Origin of the sequence: Rivularia sp. UHCC 0363, from assembly GCF_034931125.1 — a bacterium.
Classification (GTDB): Bacteria; Cyanobacteriota; Cyanobacteriia; order Cyanobacteriales; family Nostocaceae; genus Rivularia.
In genome coordinates, this window is the sequence record NZ_JAYGHM010000005.1 from 69,738 (window position 1) to 92,145 (window position 22,408).

General features: G+C 36.4%; 22 protein-coding genes. 7 read left to right on the plus strand and 15 right to left on the minus strand.

Translation table 11 applies throughout. The features are described 5' to 3' along the window. Positions 1-246 precede the first annotated feature (246 nt). The gene (locus tag VB797_RS04485) at positions 247-1,110 is read right to left on the minus strand and encodes a cyanophycinase (protein ID WP_323236441.1); all 864 of its coding nucleotides are present in this window, start codon (positions 1,108-1,110) and stop codon (positions 247-249) included. Between the two features lie 559 nt (positions 1,111-1,669). Between VB797_RS04485 and trmD the strand changes: the two genes are divergently transcribed. The 4 genes from trmD (at position 1,670) to VB797_RS04505 (ending at position 4,820) form a co-directional block, all read left to right on the plus strand. Then, entirely contained in the window at positions 1,670-2,383 is a 714-nt protein-coding gene (gene trmD, locus VB797_RS04490) for a tRNA (guanosine(37)-N1)-methyltransferase TrmD (RefSeq protein WP_323236442.1), read from the plus strand. Positions 2,384-2,586: 203 nt separating this feature from the next. Next, positions 2,587-3,063: a 2-C-methyl-D-erythritol 2,4-cyclodiphosphate synthase gene (gene ispF, locus VB797_RS04495; protein WP_323236443.1), complete on the plus strand. Its 477-nt coding sequence runs from the start codon at positions 2,587-2,589 to the stop codon at positions 3,061-3,063. A 104-nt stretch (positions 3,064-3,167) separates the two neighbouring features. Further along, positions 3,168-4,190, plus strand: a complete 1,023-nt coding sequence (locus tag VB797_RS04500; protein ID WP_323236444.1) for a glucokinase — start codon at positions 3,168-3,170, stop codon at positions 4,188-4,190. Positions 4,191-4,238: 48 nt separating this feature from the next. Then, on the plus strand, positions 4,239-4,820 hold the full coding sequence (locus tag VB797_RS04505) for a hypothetical protein (RefSeq protein ID WP_323236445.1): 582 nt from the start codon (positions 4,239-4,241) through the stop codon (positions 4,818-4,820). Positions 4,821-4,920: 100 nt separating this feature from the next. Here VB797_RS04505 and VB797_RS04510 read toward each other — a convergent pair whose 3' ends face one another. The 4 genes from VB797_RS04510 to VB797_RS04525 form a co-directional block, all read right to left on the minus strand. Next, positions 4,921-6,387 (minus strand): aminotransferase class I/II-fold pyridoxal phosphate-dependent enzyme, encoded by a 1,467-nt coding sequence (locus VB797_RS04510; protein ID WP_323236446.1) that lies wholly within the window; start codon positions 6,385-6,387, stop codon positions 4,921-4,923. Positions 6,388-6,515: 128 nt separating this feature from the next. Further along, entirely contained in the window at positions 6,516-6,824 is a 309-nt protein-coding gene (locus VB797_RS04515) for a transcriptional regulator (protein ID WP_323236447.1), read from the minus strand. Further along, positions 6,811-7,155: a type II toxin-antitoxin system RelE/ParE family toxin gene (locus VB797_RS04520; protein ID WP_323236449.1), complete on the minus strand. Its 345-nt coding sequence runs from the start codon at positions 7,153-7,155 to the stop codon at positions 6,811-6,813. The genes VB797_RS04515 and VB797_RS04520 overlap by 14 nt, the downstream gene beginning before the upstream one ends. 208 nt (positions 7,156-7,363) lie before the next feature. After that, on the minus strand, positions 7,364-7,501 hold the full coding sequence (locus VB797_RS04525) for a hypothetical protein (RefSeq protein ID WP_323236450.1): 138 nt from the start codon (positions 7,499-7,501) through the stop codon (positions 7,364-7,366). A gap of 57 nt (positions 7,502-7,558) precedes the next feature. Here VB797_RS04525 and ychF point away from each other — a divergent pair, with 57 nt between their 5' ends. Next, a complete protein-coding gene (gene ychF, locus VB797_RS04530) occupies positions 7,559-8,647 on the plus strand; it encodes a redox-regulated ATPase YchF (RefSeq protein ID WP_323236451.1) in 1,089 nt (362 codons plus the stop codon). 313 nt (positions 8,648-8,960) lie between these two features. On the opposite strand, the gene VB797_RS04535 is transcribed toward ychF, so the two are convergent. The 8 genes from VB797_RS04535 to VB797_RS04570 form a co-directional block, all read right to left on the minus strand. Continuing rightward, on the minus strand, positions 8,961-9,395 hold the full coding sequence (locus tag VB797_RS04535; protein ID WP_323236452.1) for a KGK domain-containing protein: 435 nt from the start codon (positions 9,393-9,395) through the stop codon (positions 8,961-8,963). Between the two features lie 236 nt (positions 9,396-9,631). Then, positions 9,632-10,009 carry a response regulator gene (locus VB797_RS04540; protein WP_323236454.1) on the minus strand — a complete coding sequence of 126 codons (378 nt, stop codon included), beginning with the start codon at positions 10,007-10,009 and terminating at the stop codon, positions 9,632-9,634. A gap of 190 nt (positions 10,010-10,199) precedes the next feature. Beyond that, a complete protein-coding gene (locus VB797_RS04545; protein ID WP_323236455.1) occupies positions 10,200-12,926 on the minus strand; it encodes a response regulator in 2,727 nt (908 codons plus the stop codon). Positions 12,927-13,035: 109 nt separating this feature from the next. Next, positions 13,036-14,685 carry an ATP-binding protein gene (locus VB797_RS04550; RefSeq protein WP_323236456.1) on the minus strand — a complete coding sequence of 550 codons (1,650 nt, stop codon included), beginning with the start codon at positions 14,683-14,685 and terminating at the stop codon, positions 13,036-13,038. A gap of 309 nt (positions 14,686-14,994) precedes the next feature. After that, positions 14,995-16,152, minus strand: coding sequence for a T4 RnlA family RNA ligase (locus tag VB797_RS04555; RefSeq protein WP_323236457.1), 1,158 nt, complete (start codon positions 16,150-16,152; stop codon positions 14,995-14,997). Positions 16,153-16,309: 157 nt separating this feature from the next. After that, positions 16,310-17,008 carry a hypothetical protein gene (locus VB797_RS04560; protein ID WP_323236458.1) on the minus strand — a complete coding sequence of 233 codons (699 nt, stop codon included), beginning with the start codon at positions 17,006-17,008 and terminating at the stop codon, positions 16,310-16,312. A 146-nt stretch (positions 17,009-17,154) separates the two neighbouring features. Further along, positions 17,155-17,808, minus strand: a complete 654-nt coding sequence (locus VB797_RS04565) for a methyltransferase family protein (protein ID WP_323236459.1) — start codon at positions 17,806-17,808, stop codon at positions 17,155-17,157. A gap of 25 nt (positions 17,809-17,833) precedes the next feature. After that, the gene (locus VB797_RS04570; RefSeq protein WP_323236460.1) at positions 17,834-18,490 is read right to left on the minus strand and encodes an acetoacetate decarboxylase family protein; all 657 of its coding nucleotides are present in this window, start codon (positions 18,488-18,490) and stop codon (positions 17,834-17,836) included. 256 nt (positions 18,491-18,746) lie between these two features. On the opposite strand from VB797_RS04570, the gene VB797_RS04575 reads away from it, so the two are divergent. Then, on the plus strand, positions 18,747-20,324 hold the full coding sequence (locus VB797_RS04575; RefSeq protein WP_323236461.1) for a hypothetical protein: 1,578 nt from the start codon (positions 18,747-18,749) through the stop codon (positions 20,322-20,324). Between the two features lie 11 nt (positions 20,325-20,335). Here VB797_RS04575 and VB797_RS04580 read toward each other — a convergent pair whose 3' ends face one another. Next, positions 20,336-20,794 carry a cupin domain-containing protein gene (locus VB797_RS04580; protein ID WP_323236462.1) on the minus strand — a complete coding sequence of 153 codons (459 nt, stop codon included), beginning with the start codon at positions 20,792-20,794 and terminating at the stop codon, positions 20,336-20,338. A gap of 88 nt (positions 20,795-20,882) precedes the next feature. After that, complete coding sequence (locus tag VB797_RS04585; protein ID WP_323236464.1) at positions 20,883-21,503, minus strand: DNA-3-methyladenine glycosylase 2 family protein; 621 nt, start codon at positions 21,501-21,503, stop codon at positions 20,883-20,885. Between the two features lie 109 nt (positions 21,504-21,612). Between VB797_RS04585 and VB797_RS04590 the strand changes: the two genes are divergently transcribed. After that, the gene (locus VB797_RS04590) at positions 21,613-22,377 is read left to right on the plus strand and encodes a PEP-CTERM sorting domain-containing protein (protein WP_323236465.1); all 765 of its coding nucleotides are present in this window, start codon (positions 21,613-21,615) and stop codon (positions 22,375-22,377) included. The last annotated feature ends 31 nt before the right edge of the window (positions 22,378-22,408 follow it).

Sequence of the window (22,408 nt, forward strand, 5' to 3'; positions counted from 1 at the left end):
CCGCAACCGTCAAATATCGCGGTCAACCCAGTGTAACCACACATACGTATTCCCGTCACTCAATTTTGGATTTTGGATTTACGATTTTAGATTGTTGAAAATACTGAAATTAATGAAGCCACGTTACCCGATATCCGGTCATAACGCTTGTTTTTCGGACGTATTTAAATTTATGACCGAGTTCAAACGTTTTTGCTCCAAACCATTCATATCCAATCCAAAATCTAAAATCTAAAATTTTTTCGTTCAGCTCGATATTCGCCCCACAGATGGCAACACGGTACGCCCGTAAAGATGGTAGCGATCGCCATGACCGAGAATATGTACTCGTAAGTTGTGCAGGCTAAGAGGTTCTGTCGCTCCAACACGAGGTTCGTTGGTATGAGTTAGTTCGCTTGAATCGATAATTGTCACCGCTCCTTTGCCCATAACTTCGAGCCAACCATCTTTTTCAAACATGGCACAAGTATCTTCGTCAATGCCTATACCTAAGCGATCAGGATGAGAAGCTATGGCACTCATTAAACGTCCTATACGATTGCGGTTGTGAAAATGCTGGTCAACAATCAACTCTGGAATAAATCCCAAGCCGGTTGCCATGTCTACTAAGGAACGGTTGGGAGATTCCCCACTACCGCCTCCAGCAATCATATGATGTCCCATAACCGCAGCACCAGCGCTGGTACCCGCCAAGGTTAATTCTCCCGTTTTCACTCTTGCTCGGATAATATCCATTACTGGTGTATCAGCCAGCACACCACAAAGGCGTAATTGGTCTCCTCCAGTCAAAAAAACTCCGGTACATTGTTCGAGGGATTCTTTGTAATAACGGTCGTGAGCGTGGTCGCGTTCTCGAATATCTAAAATTTCAACTTTTTTTACTCCCATTTCTTCAAAAATATTTACGTAGCGAGCGCCGATAATACTCGGTTCCCGAGAAGCAGAGGGAATTATAGTAATATGGGCATCTTTTGCACCAGCACGGTCTAAAAAAGTCCGCAGAATTTCTCGTCCGTGAACTTTGTCTTCTGCGCCTCCAATAACCAGAACGGCGGTTTTAGTTGCTTGGGGTGTGGTCATTTCCAGCCATTTAGCTTTTAGTTGCCGCATTGTTTTTCTCCTGTCAACAACCGGAAGGTGAGTTTTACTTCGCGGACAGTTCGCAAAAGTATGATAATGGGGACATTTTAAGTATGTTTTAATGTCCTACCGTTGAAGGTTTATGGCAATTGCGAGGCTCTAACTTTCGTTGTACGGCTCGTGCTTTTTATTTAAAGCCTCATCGTCAGCAGCGTCCCGGAGACATAACGCCCCTTGTCATCTTATCAAGCCAGCGCAGAGTATATTTCACAATTCATTTTTTTCTTTCCTGCACCCGCCGAGGCAAAGTGTTTGGGATCGAGTACCGATCTAAAAGTAATTGTGTGGCAATACAGGATGCATCCCGAGCATGTTGTTAACTTGGTTAGAATTTTAATTTAAAGTTAGATGTGACAATATTTAAACATAAATTAAGTAATTAGAAAAACTTTCGTTTTCACAGAAAAGTTTCGACAAGGGTGTACTTTCATATACCCTAATTAAGTTTGTATGTAATTTAGTTCACCAAGACTTCTGCATCTAGAAGCTGGTTTCATTTTAAGATTAGTGTCCTTCAATACGAAATACTGTGCGTTTTGATATAGTTACGCTATTTCCTGATTGTTTTACTTCCGTTTTGGGTTCGGGACTAATTGGTAAAGCGCTCGCCAAACAAATTGCTAGCGTGCATTTTGTCAACCCGCGAGACTTCACCACTGACAAACATCGAAAGGTCGATGACGAACCTTACGGTGGAGGTGTCGGAATGTTAATGAAGCCCGGTCCCATATTTTCCGCTGTGGAATCGCTACCAGTCATGAGTCGAAGAGAAGTAATTATGATGAGTCCCCAAGGACAAACCATCAATCAGCCTTTATTAAAAGAATTGGCGAGCAATTACGACCAATTAGTCATCATCTGCGGTCATTATGAAGGAGTGGACGAGCGAGTATTAGATTTAGTCACCCGCGAAGTTTCCCTAGGAGACTTTATTCTTACCGGGGGTGAAATTCCTTCTATGGCTTTAATGAATGGTGTAGTACGTTTGCTTCCCGGAACGGTAGGTAAAACGGAATCTTTAAAATTAGAAAGCTTTGAAGAAGGATTACTTGATTATCCCCAATACACCCGTCCCGCCGTATTTCGCGATCGCAAAGTCCCCGATGTCTTATTATCCGGCAACCATGCTGCAATTGCACAATGGCGTTACGAACAACAAGTCGCCAGAACCCGCAAACGTCGTCCCGATTTATATAAAGCCTGGGAGGAGGAAAGGGGGAGAGGGGATGGGGAGATGGGGTGATGGGGAGATGGGGTGATGGGGTGATGGGGAGATGGGGAGATGGGGAGATGGGGAGATGAGGTGATGGGGTGATGGGGTGATGGGGGGACAAGGAGAGAAATAATTTACAACTCCTAACTTTTCACTATTCTCAATCCAAAATCTAAAACTTGTGCTGAGCTTGCCGAAGTATCTAAAATCCAAAATCCAAAATCCAAAATACTATGAATGTTCGTATTGGAAACGGCTACGATATCCATCGCTTAACTACCGAACGTCGGTTGATTTTGGGTGGTGTGGAAATTGCTCATTCTCTAGGTTTGTTGGGACATAGCGATGCTGATGTGCTGACTCATGCGATTATGGACGCGATGTTGGGAGCGCTTTCTTTGGGGGATATCGGACATTATTTTCCCCCTAGCGATGCTCGATGGGCTGGTGCTGATAGTTTGATGCTTTTAGATCAAGTTAATCATTTAATTCAAGAACAAGGTTGGCGTGTTGGTAATATTGATTCTGTTGTGGTAGCAGAACGTCCTAAGTTAAAACCTTACATTGAAAAAATGCGCGATCGCTTAGCCGCTGTTTTGCAAATCGAACCAAATCAAGTTGGTGTCAAAGCTACTACTAATGAAAAATTAGGCCCTGTTGGTGAAGAGAAAGGGATTTGTGCTTATGCTGTAGTTTTGTTAATTAAATAGTTATTAAGAACTCTTAACCGTAGCCTTGTTACGAATGATTGAAGTGTGAGTCAGATGCTCGCGTAGGATGAGAAATAGCAACTAACAAGTAATCCAAAATTATTATGACATTGTTATTAGCGGGTGATATCGGCGGTACAAAAACTATTTTGCGTCTGGTTGAAGCGTCATCTAAGCCTGTATTACGTACTTTGCATGAAGAACGTTATGACAGTAAGAATTTTCCCGATTTAGTGCCGATTGTGAAGCAGTTTTTAGCTGCAGCGAACTCAGCTACACCTCAAAAGGCTTGTTTTGCGATCGCGGGTCCGGTTGTCAACAATACTGCTAAGTTAACTAATCTGGCTTGGTTTCTCGATAGTTCGCGTTTGCAAGAAGAATTAGGTATTGCTCACGTTACTTTAATCAACGATTTTGCTGCTGTGGGCTATGGTATTTTGGGTTTGGAAAAGCAAGATATTTTAACTTTACAAGCAGGTAAACCTGACCCGGAAGCTCCTATTGGTATCATTGGTGCGGGTACTGGTTTGGGACAAGGATTTTTAATTAAAGCTGGAACTGCTCATCAAGTATTCCCTTCTGAAGGGGGACATTCTGACTTTGCTCCTCGTACCGAATTGGAATTTCAACTGTTGAAGTATCTCCTTGATAAACACGATATCCAGCGGGTATCGGTAGAAAGAGTTGTTTCAGGGATGGGAATCGTCTCAATTTATCAATTTTTACGCGATCGCAAAATTGCCGTAGAATCTCCAGAAGTTGCTCAGGTGGTGACGACTTGGGAAAGAGAAGCAGGACAAGAAAAAACTGTAGACCCCGGTGCCGCAATTGGTATGGCTGCTCTGGAAAGTCGCGATCGCCTTAGCGAACAAACTATGCAATTATTCGTGGAAGCATACGGTGCGGAAGCGGGGAATCTTGCCCTTAAACTACTACCCTACGGTGGTTTGTATATCGCTGGTGGAATTGGACCAAAAATCCTGCCTTTGATACAAAACGGCAACTTTTTATTGAATTTCAGTAGCAAAGGTAGAATGCGAAGCATCCTGCAAGACATACCCGTACATATAATTCTTAATTCCCAAGTTGGTTTAATAGGTGCTGCAATTAATGCTTCTAGGTTATAACGGGAGCGAACAGCATAAGTAATATCAGCATCTTCTTAAGCAATAACTATGACAAACAAAGCTTTTTTACCCCTAATTGCCGCCGGTTTGGTATTTAGTAGCCTTGCAGCAGTGGAAGTAAGAATACAGCAAACAGCCGTAGCTCAAGCAACCAAGTCACAATGGAAAGTATTTAATTCCCCAGACGGTAGCTTTAAGGTATTGATGCCGGGAATGCCCAAATCAATGAGTGAAACCAAAAAAACCTTCATGGGAGAGATTAATTTAAACATCTTTCTCGCTCAACCTCCCAAACAGCAAGTAGCCTATGTGGTCGCATACAACGACTTTCCCCATAGTTACGGCAGTTTAGCAAATCCTGATGTCGTGTTGAACAATGCGCGAGATATGGCATTAGAAACCACGCAATCCAAATTAGTCAGTCAGCAAAACATTCGTAGTTCTAATAATCAGCCCGGTAAAGAAATCGAATACGTCAACTCCGCCGGTAAAATCACCAGAAACCGGATGTTTTTCGCCGAAGGACGTTTATATCAAGCAATGGTAATTACTACTAAAGAACAAGAAAAATACCTTGGTAAAAGCATTCGAGGATATTTGAATTCTTTTCAAGTAGTTTTGAAGAAATAGGAATTGGTAATTGGTAATTGGTAATTGGGAATTGGAAAAGAGTTATCGAAGTGAGAAGAAAGGATTTATAAATTTATTGCTCGCTATCACCCATTACCAATTACCCCTCCTTAACTACTTTCAAAGTACGCAAAGTAGTATCCGCACAATTACTGATAAAACCACCCATCGCCTGTACTTTTTGTAAATATTCTAATGCTGTGGTGGTAATGATTTCTCCTGGCATTAATACAGGAATTCCTGGTGGGTAGGGACAGACGATTTCGGCACAGGTACGGTTTATTGTTTGTTCGATAGATATGGTTTCTGTAGGAGCGAAAAATGCTTGACGTGGCGATCGCTCTGTAATTTCTGCCTGGAAAATAACCTCATCCCGTGCTGTCAGACACCCCTCTCCTTGACAAGGAGAGGGGAAGGGGGTGAGGTTTTTACTATATTCTTTCGCTAAGGTAGTAAGAGCTTTTACTAATTGTTCTATATCTGCTGCTGTGTTACCCAAGCTAATAATAAATGTCAGATGTTGCAGTGAAGCAAATTCAGGAATAACGTTAAGTTCTTCTAAAATATCTTCTGCTTGAAATCCTGTTATTCCCAACTCGGAAACGGTTACGCTTAAGCGGGTTTTGTCTAAATTAAAATATTCAAAAACTGATAATCCGGGTATTTGACTAATTTTATTTCTGGCTCGATCTGCAAGCTGCAAAGTTTCGGTAAGTAATTTTTTGCCGTGGAGTGCTATTTGTTGCCGTGCTGCATCTAATGAAGCTAGTAGTAAATAGCTGGGACTGGTAGACTGTAAAAGTTGTAAGGCTTTGTTGATACGGTCAATATTTATTCTCTCCCCTTGTACGTGCAGCATTGAAGCTTGAGTCATGGCACCGAGGGTTTTATGGGTGGACTGTACGGTTAAATCGGCACCTGCATTTAAAGCTGAAATGGGTAATTCGGGATGGAATGCGAAATGTGCGCCGTGGGCTTCGTCTACTAATAGGGGAATATTGTATTCATGGGTAAGTTTGGCAATTTCTCGAATCTCTCCACATACTCCGTAATATGTCGGGTAAACCATCATCACCGCTTTGGTGTCGGGATGTTGTTGCAATGCTTTTGCTAAACTTTGAACCGTGATGCTGTGAGCTATATCTAAAATTGGATCGTATTCGGGATTGATAAAAATTGGTATCGCACCGGAGAGAATTAAACCCGAAATTACCGAAGAATGAACGTTGCGGGGGAGAATGATTTTATCGCGATCGCCACAGGTTGCCAGAATTGCCGCTTCTATTCCGCAAGTGGAACCATTGACAAGAAACCAAGTTTGTGATGCACCAAATGCTTCGGCTGCAAGTTGTTGGGCTTGTTGAATAACTCCGTGGGGTGTGAAAAGACAATCTAATTCGGTTAATTCGGTTAAATCGGCGCGGAATACAGCTTTACCGAAAGTTTTGGCGAGTTTTGGCGAAATTCCTTTTCCCTGCTTGTGTCCGGGGGTATAGAAGGGTGCGTGGGGACGTTTAACGTTAGTTATTAGAGCATCGAGTAGAGGAGTTTGATTTTGATCTAGCATATTGAATCAATTACTTCCCCGTAGAAGATTACCGATAAAAAAACCGCAGAGACGCAGAGAGCGCAGAGGAAAGAGACATAGGTAATTATAAAGCGGGAAGGGAGTAGCAATTATCAATGTAAATTTTATCAACTCTCTTCTTCTTGAAAATTTACTACCAATGAAAAACCGAGTGTATTTAATAGCGCTACCAATTGATAAATTTCCGCACCACCGCTCAAAACCAATAGTTGCTTAAGTGTTTCCCAATTAAGTTTTGCGGCTTCGGAAAGATTGTTCATCCTTAAGCGTGCATCAATCACATCATTGAGTGCTGATGATAGTAATTGAGGTTCGGGGTTTTCTACTTCTAATATTGCTTCAATATAAGCAGCAGCTTCTTCGCTATCCTTGAGAGATTCTACTAAATAATTTTGGTAACTATCACTCGTTGCCATTTTCAGTTTCTTCATAGTCTACCCAATACTCCCTTGCTCTAAGAATATCTTTGTCTTGAGTACTTTTATCTCCACCCAAAAGTAAAAGCACAATTGTCGAACCGCTCATACCAAAGTAAACCCGATAGCCTGAACCGTAATCAATTCTTAGTTCAAAAACGTTCTCTCCGACTGATTTATAATCTCCTAAATTACCAAGACTAACTCTTGTAAGTCTCTCTTTTATTTTAGCTTTGGCTTTCTTATCCTTAAGTTTATCAAGCCACTCGGTAAAAGGAACTTTGCCATCGATTGTAATATAACGTAGAATTTCCCTGGGTCGTGCTTCCATATGCGACAGAAACTGGTAAGCAGTTTTAGCAATTATTTAACCATTTTTAGGTGAAAGTACATCAAATATAAATATCATTTATTAATATCCCATGCCCCATCCTCAATTCCCTAATTCGACATAACCTTTAGGAGGATGTCAATAAGCGCGATCGCTATTTAAGTTAAGAAGGTAGAATAACTTAATTTGAACTGACAATGACTTTTCCTCAACTAATTGCTATACCCGGACCAAATCCAACACCAGCACCCGCACCACCACCGATGCCGGAACCGATACCGAGTCCCGTACCCGAACCAGTTCCCAGTCCAGAACCGCAACCAATTCCCCAACCTGTTTGAAACAATTTGCTGTTGGATTTAAGATAACCTGTGAGTTATAAATCCAAAATCTAAAATTCAAAATGCTAAGAGCCGGGATTGTCGGACTTCCTAATGTGGGAAAATCTACTTTATTCAATGCTGTGGTAGCTAATGCTAAGGCTGAAGCTGCTAATTTTCCTTTTTGCACCATTGAGCCGAATGTCGGTATTGTTTCGGTACCGGATGAACGCTTAGAAGTTTTAGCAAAGATTTCTTCTGCAAAGCAAATTGTTCCAGCACGGGTAGAGTTTGTAGATATTGCTGGTTTGGTCAAGGGTGCGAGTAAGGGTGAGGGATTGGGAAACCAGTTTTTGTCCAACATTCGGGAAACTGACGCGATCATTCATGTGGTGCGTTGTTTTGAAGATGATGACGTAATTCACGTTTCTGGTTCGGTTGGCCCTGCTAGAGATATTGAAGTTATTAATTTGGAGCTTGTTTTAGCAGATTTGACCCAAGTTGAGCGTCGCATGGATCGGACTCGCAAGCAAGCGCGATCGAATAAAGATGCTCAGTTCGAGATGTCGGTGTTGGAAAAGGTTGCAGCAGAATTGAATGAAGGTAAATCGGTTCGTCAAATCGAGTTAAGTGAAGAAGAAGCAGAAATAATTAAGCCTTTGACACTATTGAGTGCGAAAAAAATTATTTACGCTGCAAATGTTTCTGAAGATGATTTGGCAACTGGGAATAAATATGTAGAAGAAGTGCGAGAAATTGCATCAAAAGAAGATGCTCAGGTAGTCGTAGTTTCCGCACAGGTAGAATCGGAATTGGTCGAATTATCGGACGAAGAAAGAGGTGATTTTCTCGACTCTTTGGGTGTAAAAGAAGGTGGTTTGAAATCCTTGATTCGCACTACTTATGACTTATTAGGTTTACGGACTTATTTTACTTCTGGTGAAAAAGAAACTCGTGCTTGGACAATCAAAGCTGGAATGTCAGCACCGCAAGCAGCAGGTGTAATTCACAGCGATTTTGAAAAAGGATTTATTCGTGCAGAAACTGTGAGTTATGAGGATTTGGTTGCTTCTGGTTCGATAGGTTCTGCAAAAGAAAAAGGCTTAGTCCGCGCTGAAGGAAAAAATTATATTGTTAAAGAAGGTGATGTCATGTTATTTCTAACTAATTAAAAGCTTGACCTGGCGGTTGAAACCACTGCTACACAAACAAAACCCGCCTGCGCGGGTTGTAAATCCTTAGTTAATTTATAATCTTGTAGGGTGTGTGACTAGGGTGTTGACTTTGATAGAATTTACCCGTTTTTGGCTCATGCATTAACTGGTTCCCAGCCTCCGGCTGGGAACCCATGACAGTCGGCTCTGCCGACCGTCAAAAGCCAACACAAAAACTGTATGAACTTTTAGCCCAAAAAAACCCACAAAGTCAACAGCCTAGTGTGTGACGCTGCGATAAATATTAATTGTGGTTATAAGATTTGTAGCGTCACGCACCATCTATTACTTGTATCATCTTACGAATATCATCTAAAGGTGATTCTGGTTTAATAGGTTGTTCGGGGAAGAATTCTAAATTCACTTTATCGGGTTTATTAGTATCAGGTGATATACATATTTCAATATTAAGTTTTCCTTTCTGCCAACCTTTACCATTAACTTGAAGAATTTGACAATCTTTAATAGTTTCAAATTGGATGTAATTGAAAGTTAAATTTTCTTCTCCTATAGTGATTGTTTTTAAAAAAGATTTAATACCTTCTCTGCCAGATTTGTTTGTGGAATCATGGATTTGGATTATAATCTTTTTTCTTACTTCTCTGATAGTCAACTCTTTCAATCGACTGACTTTAAAAGTATCTTTTTCAAAAAGCACTACATCATCATCGCAATCTAAGGAAATAGAAACATTTTTATCGTTCATATAAAAATTAGTTAATAAATAAATCTATATTGTTCGTTATTTACCAGCTTATTCAGCAATTTTATATTCATCAATTAGTGGAAACACGGATAATGACAGCATGAAAATATAAATCGATTGTGCATTACGGGTTCAGCTTTGCTACTGCGATCGCTAACACACCCTACAAATCAATCATTATATTTAAATGAGAGAAATAAAAGTATTATGGTAAAAATGAATACTTAACTAACTGGCTATATTCCCAATATTTCCCGTGATTTTTCCAAAATAGCTTTGGGACGAAAAGGTTTAGTCATATATAAATCCGCACCAACTTCTAAACCTTTTTCTTTATCGTTCTCCTGTCCTTTAGCTGTCAACATAATAATATAAATATTTGGAATCTTTAATTCTTTTTTGACAGTCCGACATACGTCTAAACCGTTCATTTTTGGCATCATCATATCTAAAAAGACTAAATCTGGCTTTTCATCTTTGATTGTTTCTAAAGCTAGTTGTCCATTTTCGGCAAGCAGTAATTCAACACCTTCATCTTCTAATTTTTCTAAAACTTGTTCCATTAAAATCCGAATATTCGCTTCGTCGTCTGCAATTAAAATTTTCTTATCCATAGTTACCTCTTATTTTGATTTAGTCAGGACTTACGCGATTGTCACAAGACTCGGATGGTGCGTGACACTAAAAACCTGATTATTCCGTTAAAAATCAATCAAAGTGTCACAGCACCCTACAAAAAAATGTGCCAGTTGCGTAAGTCCTATTAGTATAATTATGTCTAAACTTGATTAATAATATTCATAACTAATTAGATTTTTCACTATCACCTAATAGAATAAAAAAGAAGTTCTCTAACCCTTTCTCAAAGCGTAATGTTTTAACTAAATCATGCTCTTGAGATAAAACGGAATCAACGATAATCATATCAGGTTTAATAGATAAAGCCTTTTCGATACATTCTTCACCGTTAGATGCTTCTACAACGTTATAACCTTGAGCCTTAAGTATTGCAGATAAAGTTAATAAGGTAGAAGCTGTTGTATCTACTACTAAAACTTTTTTAGCTGATGCTCCTTGAGATAGCAACAAACCAATTTCTTGAATTAAATTATTACTATTAATTGGTTTAGTCATATATCTATCAATACCCAACTGATATCCCCTTTCTTTATCTTCAAAAATAGATAACATAATAATGGGAATATCCATTGTTATCGGGTCATTTTTAATTATAGCAGCAGTATCAAAACCATTAATTTGAGGCATCATGACATCAAGTATAATTAAGTCTGGCTTTTCAGTTTTGATTTGATTGATTGCATCTAAACCATTTTTAGCTTCTCTAACCGTGTAATCTTGAGCTTGTAAACACTGCTTGAGTAGTTCACGGATGTTAGCATCGTCATCAACAACTAGGATAGTTTTTTGTGCGTTAGAAATAGGAGTGTTTTTGTAAGAATGTTCCTCTAACTGTTTGACAAGACTATCTAAATTAATGATTTTGTCAAATTCATTAATTGCAGTAACTGTAGAAATTGGGATAGAAAACGAAAAATTACTACCCTTACCTAATTCACTTTCTACCCAAATATTACCACCGTGATGTTCAATAATTTGTTTACAAATTGGTAGTCCTAAACCCGTACCCTGGGGTTTATCAGTCAGAGTTTCTCCTACTTGTTTGAATTTGTCAAATACTTTAGGTTGGTCTTCTTGAGATATACCATAACCCGTATCAATGACACTCACAACTATATTGTTATTCATGGCTTTAGCACTAAAAATAATAGAACCTTCATCAGTAAACTTAATAGCATTTGATATGAGATTAATTAATACTTGAATAAGACGGTTCTCATCACCATCAATTTGGGGTAGTTCTGGATCGATATCTTTAATCAGCTCTAAATTTTTGGCTATAAATAAAGATGAGATAGCTTCTAAAGAACGGTTAATTATTTTTTCAATACTCAGCTTTTCTCGCTTCCAATCAAGCTTTCCTGCTTCCATTTTAGCAATATCTAATACATCATTAATTAAAGCGGTAAGACGTTCGGCTTCAGAAATAATAATATTAATATTGTCCTTGACTCTTCTAATAGTTTTTTGAGTTTTACGTTCTTCAGTAGGTAGTAAAGGAAAAATATCTTCATTTAACTTTTCTTGAATAATAGATGCAAATCCTAGTACAGAAGTTAGGGGGGTTCGCAATTCGTGAGAAACGGTGGAAATAAAATCTGTTTTCATTGCATCAATTTCTTTTTCCAAAGTAATATCTCTGAACAAAATAATTGAACCCAAACATTTACAATGTGAACCTTGACAATCAGTCTCTACAATTGTGGTAACAGATGCTTTAACAATTTGATTATCATTTAATTTTAATTCTGTTGTCAGCACAACTGTAGGATTTTGCTGAACTTTGTTTACTAGTTCTACTATTTCAGGAATAAATTCTTCACAGTAAATTCCTCTAATATCTACATCTTCAGTTCCTAACCCAAACATCTTGGTGACAGCAGGATTGTACTTGATTATCTTACCGTTGCTATCGCTGACTAATAAACCATCCGGTAGATTGTTAATAATAGCTCTTAAGCTTGCTGTAGTTGATTTTTGTTCTGCAATCAGTTGGTTGACTCGGTTAATTAAATGGTTGAAAGAAGATGCTAAACTGCCAATTTCATCCTCTGTACTAATTGAAGTTTGTAAATTAAAATCTTCTAATTCAGTTACTTTTTTAGCAAAATCTGTTAATTCAATAATCGGGGATGATATAGCTCGACTGATACGTCTAGCTAACAAAATGGCAATAATAATAGATATAAAAACACCGCTTAAAGCAATCAGATTACGGAAGTAAATTGAATATTGTAAATCTTTTTTTGCTTCTTCTGCTTCCTGATAGAAAAAATGGATGATTTCGGTCAAATCGTCGGAAATTCCATCAAATTTAATTGCCAAACTGCTATTAGTAAATTTTAAAAGCTCATTTTGAGCAGTTGTAATATTTTCTGTTGAATCTAAATTAAGGACAGTAATTTCCTGAACCAGTTGATTTAACGATTGTAAATATTTTCTTGGAACACCTTCGTAGGATTGAATGAAATTATTTAATTTTATTATTTCTGTGATCGAGTGATAATATTTGTCTTCTTCCGTTATAGATTTGATTTTCGACCAACTTTCTTGAATTGCTTGTGAATGCTTGATAATATGACCATACTCTTGCTTAAAATCTTCTGACTGCTTGGTTAATGGGATTAACTGTTGTTGATGGGTTCTAATCTGTAAAATTCCTGTTTGCAGACGATGGAATTCAATAGTTTTATTTAAAGCGTATTCTTGTTTTTCTAAAGCCTCTCTTTCCAAATAATTGCCAATTATTATTCCGGAAATAGTTCCAAAAAAGGAGATTCCTAAAGCAACTGCATATCCCAGGGCAATTTTATGATTTACTTTCAGACTTTTTAACCATCTGTAGTTTGGCTTTTGCAGCGATTTTAGGGTTAATAAACTATTTGAACTCATGTTTTTTATATTAAAAGTACTTGTTAATAGTTTTCCCATTAACTTTCCGGAAATAACACGAGAATGCAAAAAATATTTTATTTTTCTGAAGTTCGGAATAATATATCTCTTAATTAGGCTCAATTGGTATCTGAATACTGAATTCTGTTCCTTTACCTAATTCCGATAAACATTTCAACACTCCACCATGTTTTTCTACTATAATTTGATAGCTAATTGCCATACCTAAACCCGTACCTTTACCAACTTCTTTTGTGGTAAAAAAGGGGTCGTATAGTTTTTTTTGAATATCTTCAGCTATTCCCGGTCCGTTATCAATAATAGAGATATTTACCCAATTATCACTCATTATCTGAGTGCGAATTACGATCAAATCTCCCTTTTCTTGTAAAGCATCGATCGCATTGCTAAGAATATTCATAAATACTTGATTCAACTGTCCTGCATAACAGTTTACTACAGGTATTTCACCATATTCCTTAACTATTTCAATAGATTGTCTTTTTTCATTCGCATTCAAACGATGACGTAAAATCAACAAAGTTCCATCAATCCCTTCATGAATATCAACAGGTTTAATTTCTGCTTTGTCAAGGTGCGAGAAAATTCCTAAAGAACGGACAATATCTTTAATTCGATTAACTCCTACTTTCATAGAGTTAAGTAGTTGTAGAAAATCTACTTTAATAAAATCAAAGTTAATCTCTTCTATTTTTTCTTCAATTTCTGGTATAGGTTGCGGATAATTTTCTTGATATAGATTTATCAATTCAATTAAATCTTGAGCATAATTGAAACCATATCCAATATTACCTTTAATAAAATTGACAGGATTGTTGATTTCATGAGCAATCCCAGCTACCATTTGTCCCAGGCTAGACATTTTCTCACTATGTACTAACTGAGCTTGAGTTTGCTGCAATTTATCTAAAGTATGCTGTAGCTGTTTAGTCTGTTCCTGAGCGCATTTTGCCGCATTTACACTTTGTTCGTATAGTAGCGCTTTCTCAATGGCGATCGCTGCTTGAGTAGCAAAGATATTTAATACTTTAAACTCTTCGGTAGTATAGTTAATTTGTGTTTGACTACCAACTGCGATCGCGGCAATTACCCGATCTTTACTCTTCAAAGGAACGCAAATTAATGAAGCGATGGTTTGAGTTGATTTATCATTATCAACACAATTTAAACTATCACAAATATTATTAACTATCTCTCCCTTTCCTCTTGCAATTATCTCACCTAAAATACCTTTACCTAAAGTTATCGGAAATTGTAAACAGCTAACATCACCAAATTTAGATAAAGGTTGAAGCTGACCCGTTGGAGAATCTAATAATAAAAAAACACCAACATTACATTTAATTATTGTACTAATTCTTTCTAAAACTAATTGAGCAATTTGATTGATATCTAAACTATTAGTAATTTGGGTAGATAGCTCATCAAATAAATCTATTTCTTCATATCTTTCTAATAATTCCTTTGCTAATGACTTTTTTTCACATTCTTGTTTAACTAAAAAAGAAAGCAATTGCGAAACTGATAAAGCCTTAGAATCACCAACCACCCAAGCACAAATACGATCAGAAAATTCAACCGGATATCTTTCGGTTAATTGCTCTTGATACGTACCATAGAGGACTTTCCCATCGGTATTAATAATATAGAAAGATGTTCCATCGGTTGCGAAAATATTTGTTATCAGATAAGTAATATCTTTTTGAGTTAAAAATTTATTAAAATTAATCTGAATCATCAGCGAACAGCCTCAAAACTGGGAACACTAAGAAAAATTACTCATTTGCTTTACCAATATAACTGGATATATTTAAAAGGCTTTAACCTCTTACTCTTAACCTTGTATTAAATAAAGCAAAAACATACTATATTAAGAAGTCATATATTTAGGTTTCCCAAAATCTGCACAAAATTACCAGATTTAAAAAAAACGCTTTTTACATTGTAAAAGACGATAATCTGGATTTCTTAAGCGTATTGACCAATTTTAAGGTAGTAAATTCCTATTTTATCTATATCTAAATAATATTTTCTATTAGATAGTCATTTAATTTAATTGATTTCCAGCAGGACGGAAGATTTCAAACGCCATTTTACGACAGCGATGTCCCCTTTGACGAACGTTATTAAAGAAGTCTTGTTTTCTAACTGCAAATAGAAACTTTCTTTCTATTTCACTAACCGGGGTACCATCCTCCCATTTACCTTTATTTAAAGCCAAACCGACCTCTTTATCCGAAATATGCTGTGTACGCTGACAATTATCTGCAATCTGTTCAATTAGCGATTCTAACTTAGCTGATAAAATCGAGCAGATTCGATCAAATTGCTGCAAATGTTCTTCGGGTAGTTCCATTCGTATCGCTTCGAGATCGTCACCCTCCATCAATACTTCCCACAATGCTAACGGTGTTACTTGGGATGCTACACGATGGAGACGACAATATTCAGCACCTTTGACCTTCAAACGATGTCCGTTTGCAAATCGAATTACCCATCCTTCGCTGTATCGATCCAAGGTTTGGGCTGATTGCATCAACTTATTAACTGATTCAAATATCTCTACTTCTGCAACTTTTATTTTCAGTTTATCCGCTAATATCTCGACTTGCTCTCTACTATATTCGCATCCATTTATATTATAAGCACCGAGTAAAACCATTCCCTGGAAATCATAAGGTACGACAACTCGATTTCCTAAATAAATAATTTCAAAGAGGTAGGTATTTCCAACTTCTAATACACGAGTATCTACATTTTCATCTAACCATTTTTGCCCCCAAATAGCAGGGTCAGAATTAAACGAACCTCGCGTTACTACTCGCCATTTTTCGTTATCAAAAAAGATAATACCCAAAGAACCATCATACTTTTGAGAAACCAGAATTTCCCCAGGAACTTTGTCAGTATCCCAAACTTTTGCTTCACCAAAATTAAAAAATTTAGGGAAAGGAGTTGCAATTACCGTTTGCTTTTTTACATCAATAATTAATCCCCTCGCAATCAGCGTAAAAACATTCCAATTGGCATTATATTGTGCGTGGGTGGTATAGTTAAAAAGCTCTAAATTACCATCAATAATACGGATAATATTTCTGGCTTTGACATTTTCTAAAAGTCCTTGATACAGTTCGTTAAAAGTAATTATTCGTGCTGGATGCACCCCCCAAGTTGCTTCAATTTGTTCTTTGGTAATTTCTGCCATAAAAGATGTAAATATATTTGTGTATTATTATTGTAGTACATAATACAGGTAGCTTAACTCTAAGAAACAAGCGCGATCACAACTGAAAATACGGCATTACTCATGACTTTCGTTCCTCGTTCCCAAATTCTCAACTTGGGAACATTGTAACCAACGGCTAATTAACCGAACTATTAATTCTTTCCGAATCCAAGATGTCTGCGGCTTCTTGTAAAAGTTCTTGCTGTTCCCGTTGAATATCTTCTAACCTTGCAGAAATATCTTTTAATCTTTGCTGTTTGCTACAGGGAACTATTTGATAAGCAGTAATATTTTGTATTTGATGTTTGGAAGTTTTCTCTAGTATTTTTGTATCGGTATTTTTTTGAGTTGTGAAATTGCTAAACTTACTTAGCGATCGCCAAATATATTTAATTAGAGCTTGGAATAACTTTAAAGGTATTTGTAGTATCGATAAACTCGCAGATTCAATTAAACGACCAATTGCTTTGATTAGGCTCCAAAAAATAGCTAAGCTAAATACAATTAGAATGAAACTAATAATAGGATGACTTATTGACCAGTTAAATAATGTGATAACTTTTGAAAATGCCGGATGTTGATCGTACCAATCTGAGACCGAAGAAGTAAGAACATTTTGTATTCCAACCTGTGGTAAATTTTGTTCTAAAGAAGCTTTTGTGTTTTCTATAGTGTTATTAAATCTATCCATAGCATTTTGCGTACCTTGAATTGCTGTTTGCTTCCAATCATCGGTAAAATCATTAAAATTTTCTTTTACAGCTTCTTTGGTTTGTTGTAAGCGTTGAATTAGAGTTTCTGGTACGGTAATATCTAAATTATTTCTGAGATTCATAAAACTATTTTAAGCATTAACAACAAAGTAAATTCATATCTCAAAACTGTGTATTTTGGATTAAATTATTTAATATTTTTTTCTTTTTTTGTAGTCCTCTTGAGAGGACTTTAGCTATTAGATAGGGACTTTGAGTACCTGACTGACTAATTGCTTTTAACCTGTGCTGTATCTACTTGAGTATTTCCCCACAATTTAGGTAATAACAATCCAGAATTAGCTTGATATTCTGCAAACTCTGGATAACGAGACAAAGATTTATCTTTTTTGAGCATATTAGGAACGAAAAGTATGGCTGCAAATAATCCTAAAATTGCAAATGGTAGCCAATGTTGAACTAACAAAGCAAAACTAAAATAAATACAGATTTCTCCCAAATAATTAGTATTACGACAGCGAGCAAAAAAGCCTTCTGTTATTAACCCAGATTTGTATTTGAGGGTATAATATTTCTGAGCATCGCTACTATAATGCAGAAATATTCCGAAGATATTAATCGAAATTGCCGCAGCAATCAAAGGTGGAGTAGGAACCGAACCGCTACTAATTAAAATGAATGGTGCTATCCAATATAGATTGATGAATAAAAAGCCTAATATCCCAACAGGTAAAGGAATTTCTTGTTCCCACTGTTTATCGGGATAAATTCGGTCTTTCAATAGCCACAATATCCCATAAGTACCGTGAAGCGCTAAATATACCCAAGTACCAATAGTAAAATTTTGATAGATTACCATTAACGCGACAATAAATATAAATGTTGAACCTTTATGTAAGTTAATTGGGTGTTTTACTTTCATAATTTGTTTGCTGGAGATTTGATTATCAGTTATAACTTATATTTGGCTGTTTTGCTCCTACAACCTTTGGAACACCAGCAATTAATTCTAGTTTTTGTAAGTCTAAAGTACATAAAGGTTTATCCAATTTCAAAGATGCAAAAGGGCTTGCTTGAGGAATTTCTAAATTACCTTTAAGCAAACCAACTTGTGTTTTAAACTGATTTTCAAATAAGAGTAATTCAGAACCCAAACCGCTAAAGCTGCTAGCATTTAATCCTTGTTGCCACCAAATAGATAAGTTTAACAAACCTTTTTGATAGCGTAAAGTGCATAATTCACGATTATTTTGACTAACCCTGACACTACCGTCATTCCAAGAAAACTCTGCCATTTCTTTAGGTAAACCCCAAATTTCTCTACCTCCAGCGACTGAATCTTGATTATCAACATAAATGTGGGAAATCCAAGCACCAATATTTCCTTGATAGCTTACAAATCCTGGAACCACTATCAATTCGTTGTATGTTAATAACGAGCCGTCATAGCAAGATATATAGATACCTCCCAAAGTTTTTCCCGGTAAAAAGGAAATAATTTTTAACTCCGAGGGAATAAATTTGGAAGCTTGCTCGATATTAACTAACTGTAAAGTCTGAACTGCATAGCCTTTGAGCGTCCAAGGTGCGGGAGGATAAGTCATGAGCGGTTAAGGATTTATTTTATCTAAGGTAAGACAATTATAAAAATATCGTGATAAATATTATAGAAGTGTGGCTTTATACAAAGTAATTACTACCAGTTAAGTAATAATAAGTTTATTCATTTACTAATGTAACGTAATGCCAATAATACATAGTCTTTAACCAGTTTAATTGTAACCTCAGTTATCTAATTGCTTGAGTCATGTATCAAGGTTGTATCTAATATTTTATATTATCGTTTAATCATCATAAAAAATGAGTTGTAAAATTTATCTTCCCACAATTCACCTATTTGCATATTCCCGCGTTCCCAAATCAGATAAATTATTAGGAAACGTAGAAAATATAGATACTGATTGGTTATGGAAACAGTGCGATCGCATTGTTCAAAGAAAATTATCTTATAAATTCAACCTGAAAGATTTTTTGCAGCAAGAAAATACAAAATTAGTAACAGAAATTCTCATTAACCAGAAATTATCTCATACAGAAAAGCCAGATTTTATTGATATTCCTGTAGATAAAAAAATATACAGTTATGATATTGATAATTATTTTCCAATCTCTATTAAGCAAAAACAGGAGATTCAAGCAGAAATCTACCCATTAAAGCTTTATGAAAGTTACGCATTAGGTTTAAGTTTTTATCCAATACAAAAATTGGAAAACACAAAAATTACTATTGAAGAAATTAAACAATATAAACTAAATCCAGATAACTGTTTGTTTTTATCTCAAGAAAATAGCAATCCATTTTTAGGTCAGACAATACTAATTACAGCTAAATTAACCGGGAAGGATAGAAATAAATCTTTAGAATGGTTAAAAAATAATATTGCCGACCAATATCTAGAAGCTTTATTCTGCGAGGATACTAGATTTAGAAAATCGGCATTTAATAGAGCCGGAAAGTTATTAGGTAGACCAATTTTTGAATATGGTATTTTTAGGCAGTTAGATAATTATATCCATGTTTTAATTTGGTTAATTAACGATAAAGATGAAAAAAACATTGTGGAAAAAAGTTATAGTAATTTATTAGATTTGTTTTTGTTTAGGACTAAAATAATTAATGCTTATAAAGAAACAAGGATGCATACTAACAAAGCAAAAATTAGAAATCTTAAAATAGAAAAAAAGTTAGAAGGAATGATTACAAATTCATCTCTAAAAAAAGGACTAAACAATTTTAATTTAATAGAAATATCTCAGGACTTAATCGAATTGACCCAAATGTCAGTTAGATATGCAAATGTTTTGAGAGATATAGAAGACCATCAAAATACTATAGTTGATAATACTCGAAACTATACTGATAAAATCCGGGAGATGAAAAGCTTTTTTCCTAATGAAAGTTTAGGATTTTTAATTTTTTTTGGAGAAAGAGCTTGTCGTTCCTTCAAAGACCAAATTGCAGCGGAGTTAGCATATTTTCAACACGGTATTGATTTGGTTGATAATGTAGTTGATGCACTCCGAGGACAGATAGCAATTGAACAGGCAAATAGAGAACGAGAACTACAAACTACAATTACGAGCTTGGGTATTGGTATTGCTTTTGCGGGAAATTTTGCGTCTAGTTATGAAGCAGGTGCTTTTTCAGGAAAACAAAGGATTTTCTTAAATTTTATAAAAAAATATATTGACATACCTTTTGACGTTTTGCATTTTATACTTTCTTTTTCGATAAGTATAATTGTTGGTATTATTGCGTGGAAAGTAGCATCACATTTTTTGACACAGCGTTATCAACAAAAAGGACTTTTTAAAAAAACTAAAACTAAATCAACCAAATCTGATTTATTATTTAAAAAGCATAAATCTGATAAATGATAAACTAATAACTAACCATGACTCGTCCCATCTTTACGAGTAAATATTGATTTACCATCACCAGGTTTAGCAATTAAATCATTATCGGGATAATATACAGTGTCATTATCAACGCGATCGCCAATTTCTAAATAAACTGCAACTTGCTCAGAACGGTTGACTAAATGATGTCCGTTGGCTTCATTTGCTGGAAAACCAGCAGCCATTCCCGATGTTAAAAATTCTTCCCCCGTGTCGGTAATTATAGTTAATTCCCCTTCTAAAACATAAATAAATTCATCTTCATGTGAATGCCAATGTCTTAATGCAGAAGCGCTTCCAGGTGATAACTTTACTAGATTTACGCCAAAATTCTTCAATCCGGCAAAATTTCCCAACCGCTGACGAAATCTTCCCGCAACTATCGATTTGAATTCCTCTGGGTAATTTGTACTTTGTTGAATTGGTACTTCTTCAGGATTAATTATCATCAGTTATCAGTGAGCAGTTAGCAGTTATCATTTATCAGTATAAGAGTTAGGAGTTATCAATTACCAATTACCAATTAACAATTACCAATTACCTATTCAAATAATAGTGCCATAAAATCCTAGCAGCGATCGCTCTCCAAGGTCGCCATTTTTCGGCGATAATTTCAAGCTCATCTGGGGTGGGACGTGTTGATAAATTTTTTAATTTTTGATAAGCAGCAATTACTCCCAAATCACCTTTAGGAAACGCATCCGGACGCTGTAAAGACATCAATAAATATATATCAACCGTCCAATCACCGATTCCTTTGATCCGCTTGAGTTGGTTTCTAATAGTTGTGTCGTCAGCAATCGCTAATTGTTGTAAATCTAGTTCTTGTTTGGTAATTGCTGTAGCTAATTCTTTGACATAAACTATTTTTTGACGGCTGATTCCACAAGCTTTTAACTGGGTATCATCTAATTCGAGTAAATTTTCCGGTGTCAGAGGTCCCAGATCGCACAAACGCTTCATAGTCGCATTTGCAGAACCAACCGAAACCTGCTGTCCTAAAATCGTTCGCACCAATCCCGAAAAACCCGCATCTTCTTCCCATCTCGGTGGATTTCCCCATTTTTCGAGTATTTCCGCAAAATCTTCGTCTTTGGTAGCAAGTTCTTTCAAACCCAACTTAAAGCTTTCTTCAGTAAGCGATCGATCTAAATTCATTCTTCTCTCTCTTTTCTTTTCTCTGCGTACTCAGCGTCTCTGCGGTTAAATAAACGAATTATTAAGTAAATACCGAAAATATTAGTAATTTTTAGCCTCAGCGAATACCATGAGAATCAAATCTATTTTAAAGATAAACTTCATGGGAACTATCAAAAAAATCATTAAAACTCTCGCAACCACCTTAACCATCTCCCTAACCTTTAACAGCATTGCACAAGCCAGAATAATTACCAGCATCAGCCCTCCAGGGGGTACTGGTCAAGGGGATGTGTTTTGTTCGCAGGTGCAAACTCCCGTAGATACAGCTTTTCCTAACGGTAGTGGGAACCAAATTAACAATCCCGGTTTATCCTGTACTCCTAAAACTTTCCGCGAGATTGCTCCTATTGACACCAAATTATTTGTTGAGGCTTCTGGTGGAACTACAGAGTATTTACTGAGTGAAACAGTTGTAAATAGTACTCAAGCAACTTGGGACGGCTTTAATTTTGAAATTGGGTTTTTATCAGATGGTGGCTTAGGTGGAGATAACTTCGCATCCCCTGCGGTAATTTTAGTTCCTCGCGGCTTTGCAATTCCCAGTTTTAATAACGCTCAACTTACCTCGTCGAAATTTTCCCAAGTCAACCCCGATGGTTCTTTTAATCTTAACTGGTCTGGCGGTAACGTAGCGCCCGGTGAATCGGTGGATTTCACATTTTCCCTAAACGTTCCCGACGATTTAGAAGGAAACGATTTCTATAATTCCTTTGCAATTCGTCAACTTCCAATTGCTTCTAAAGTTTCTCAAAAATCCATTCCTGAACCAAGTTTAATATTTGGTCTTGTAACTTTATTTGCTTCAGGTTTTACCATGAAACGGAAATTGTAACGTTTATTTTGATAGGTGTAAAAATTGCTTA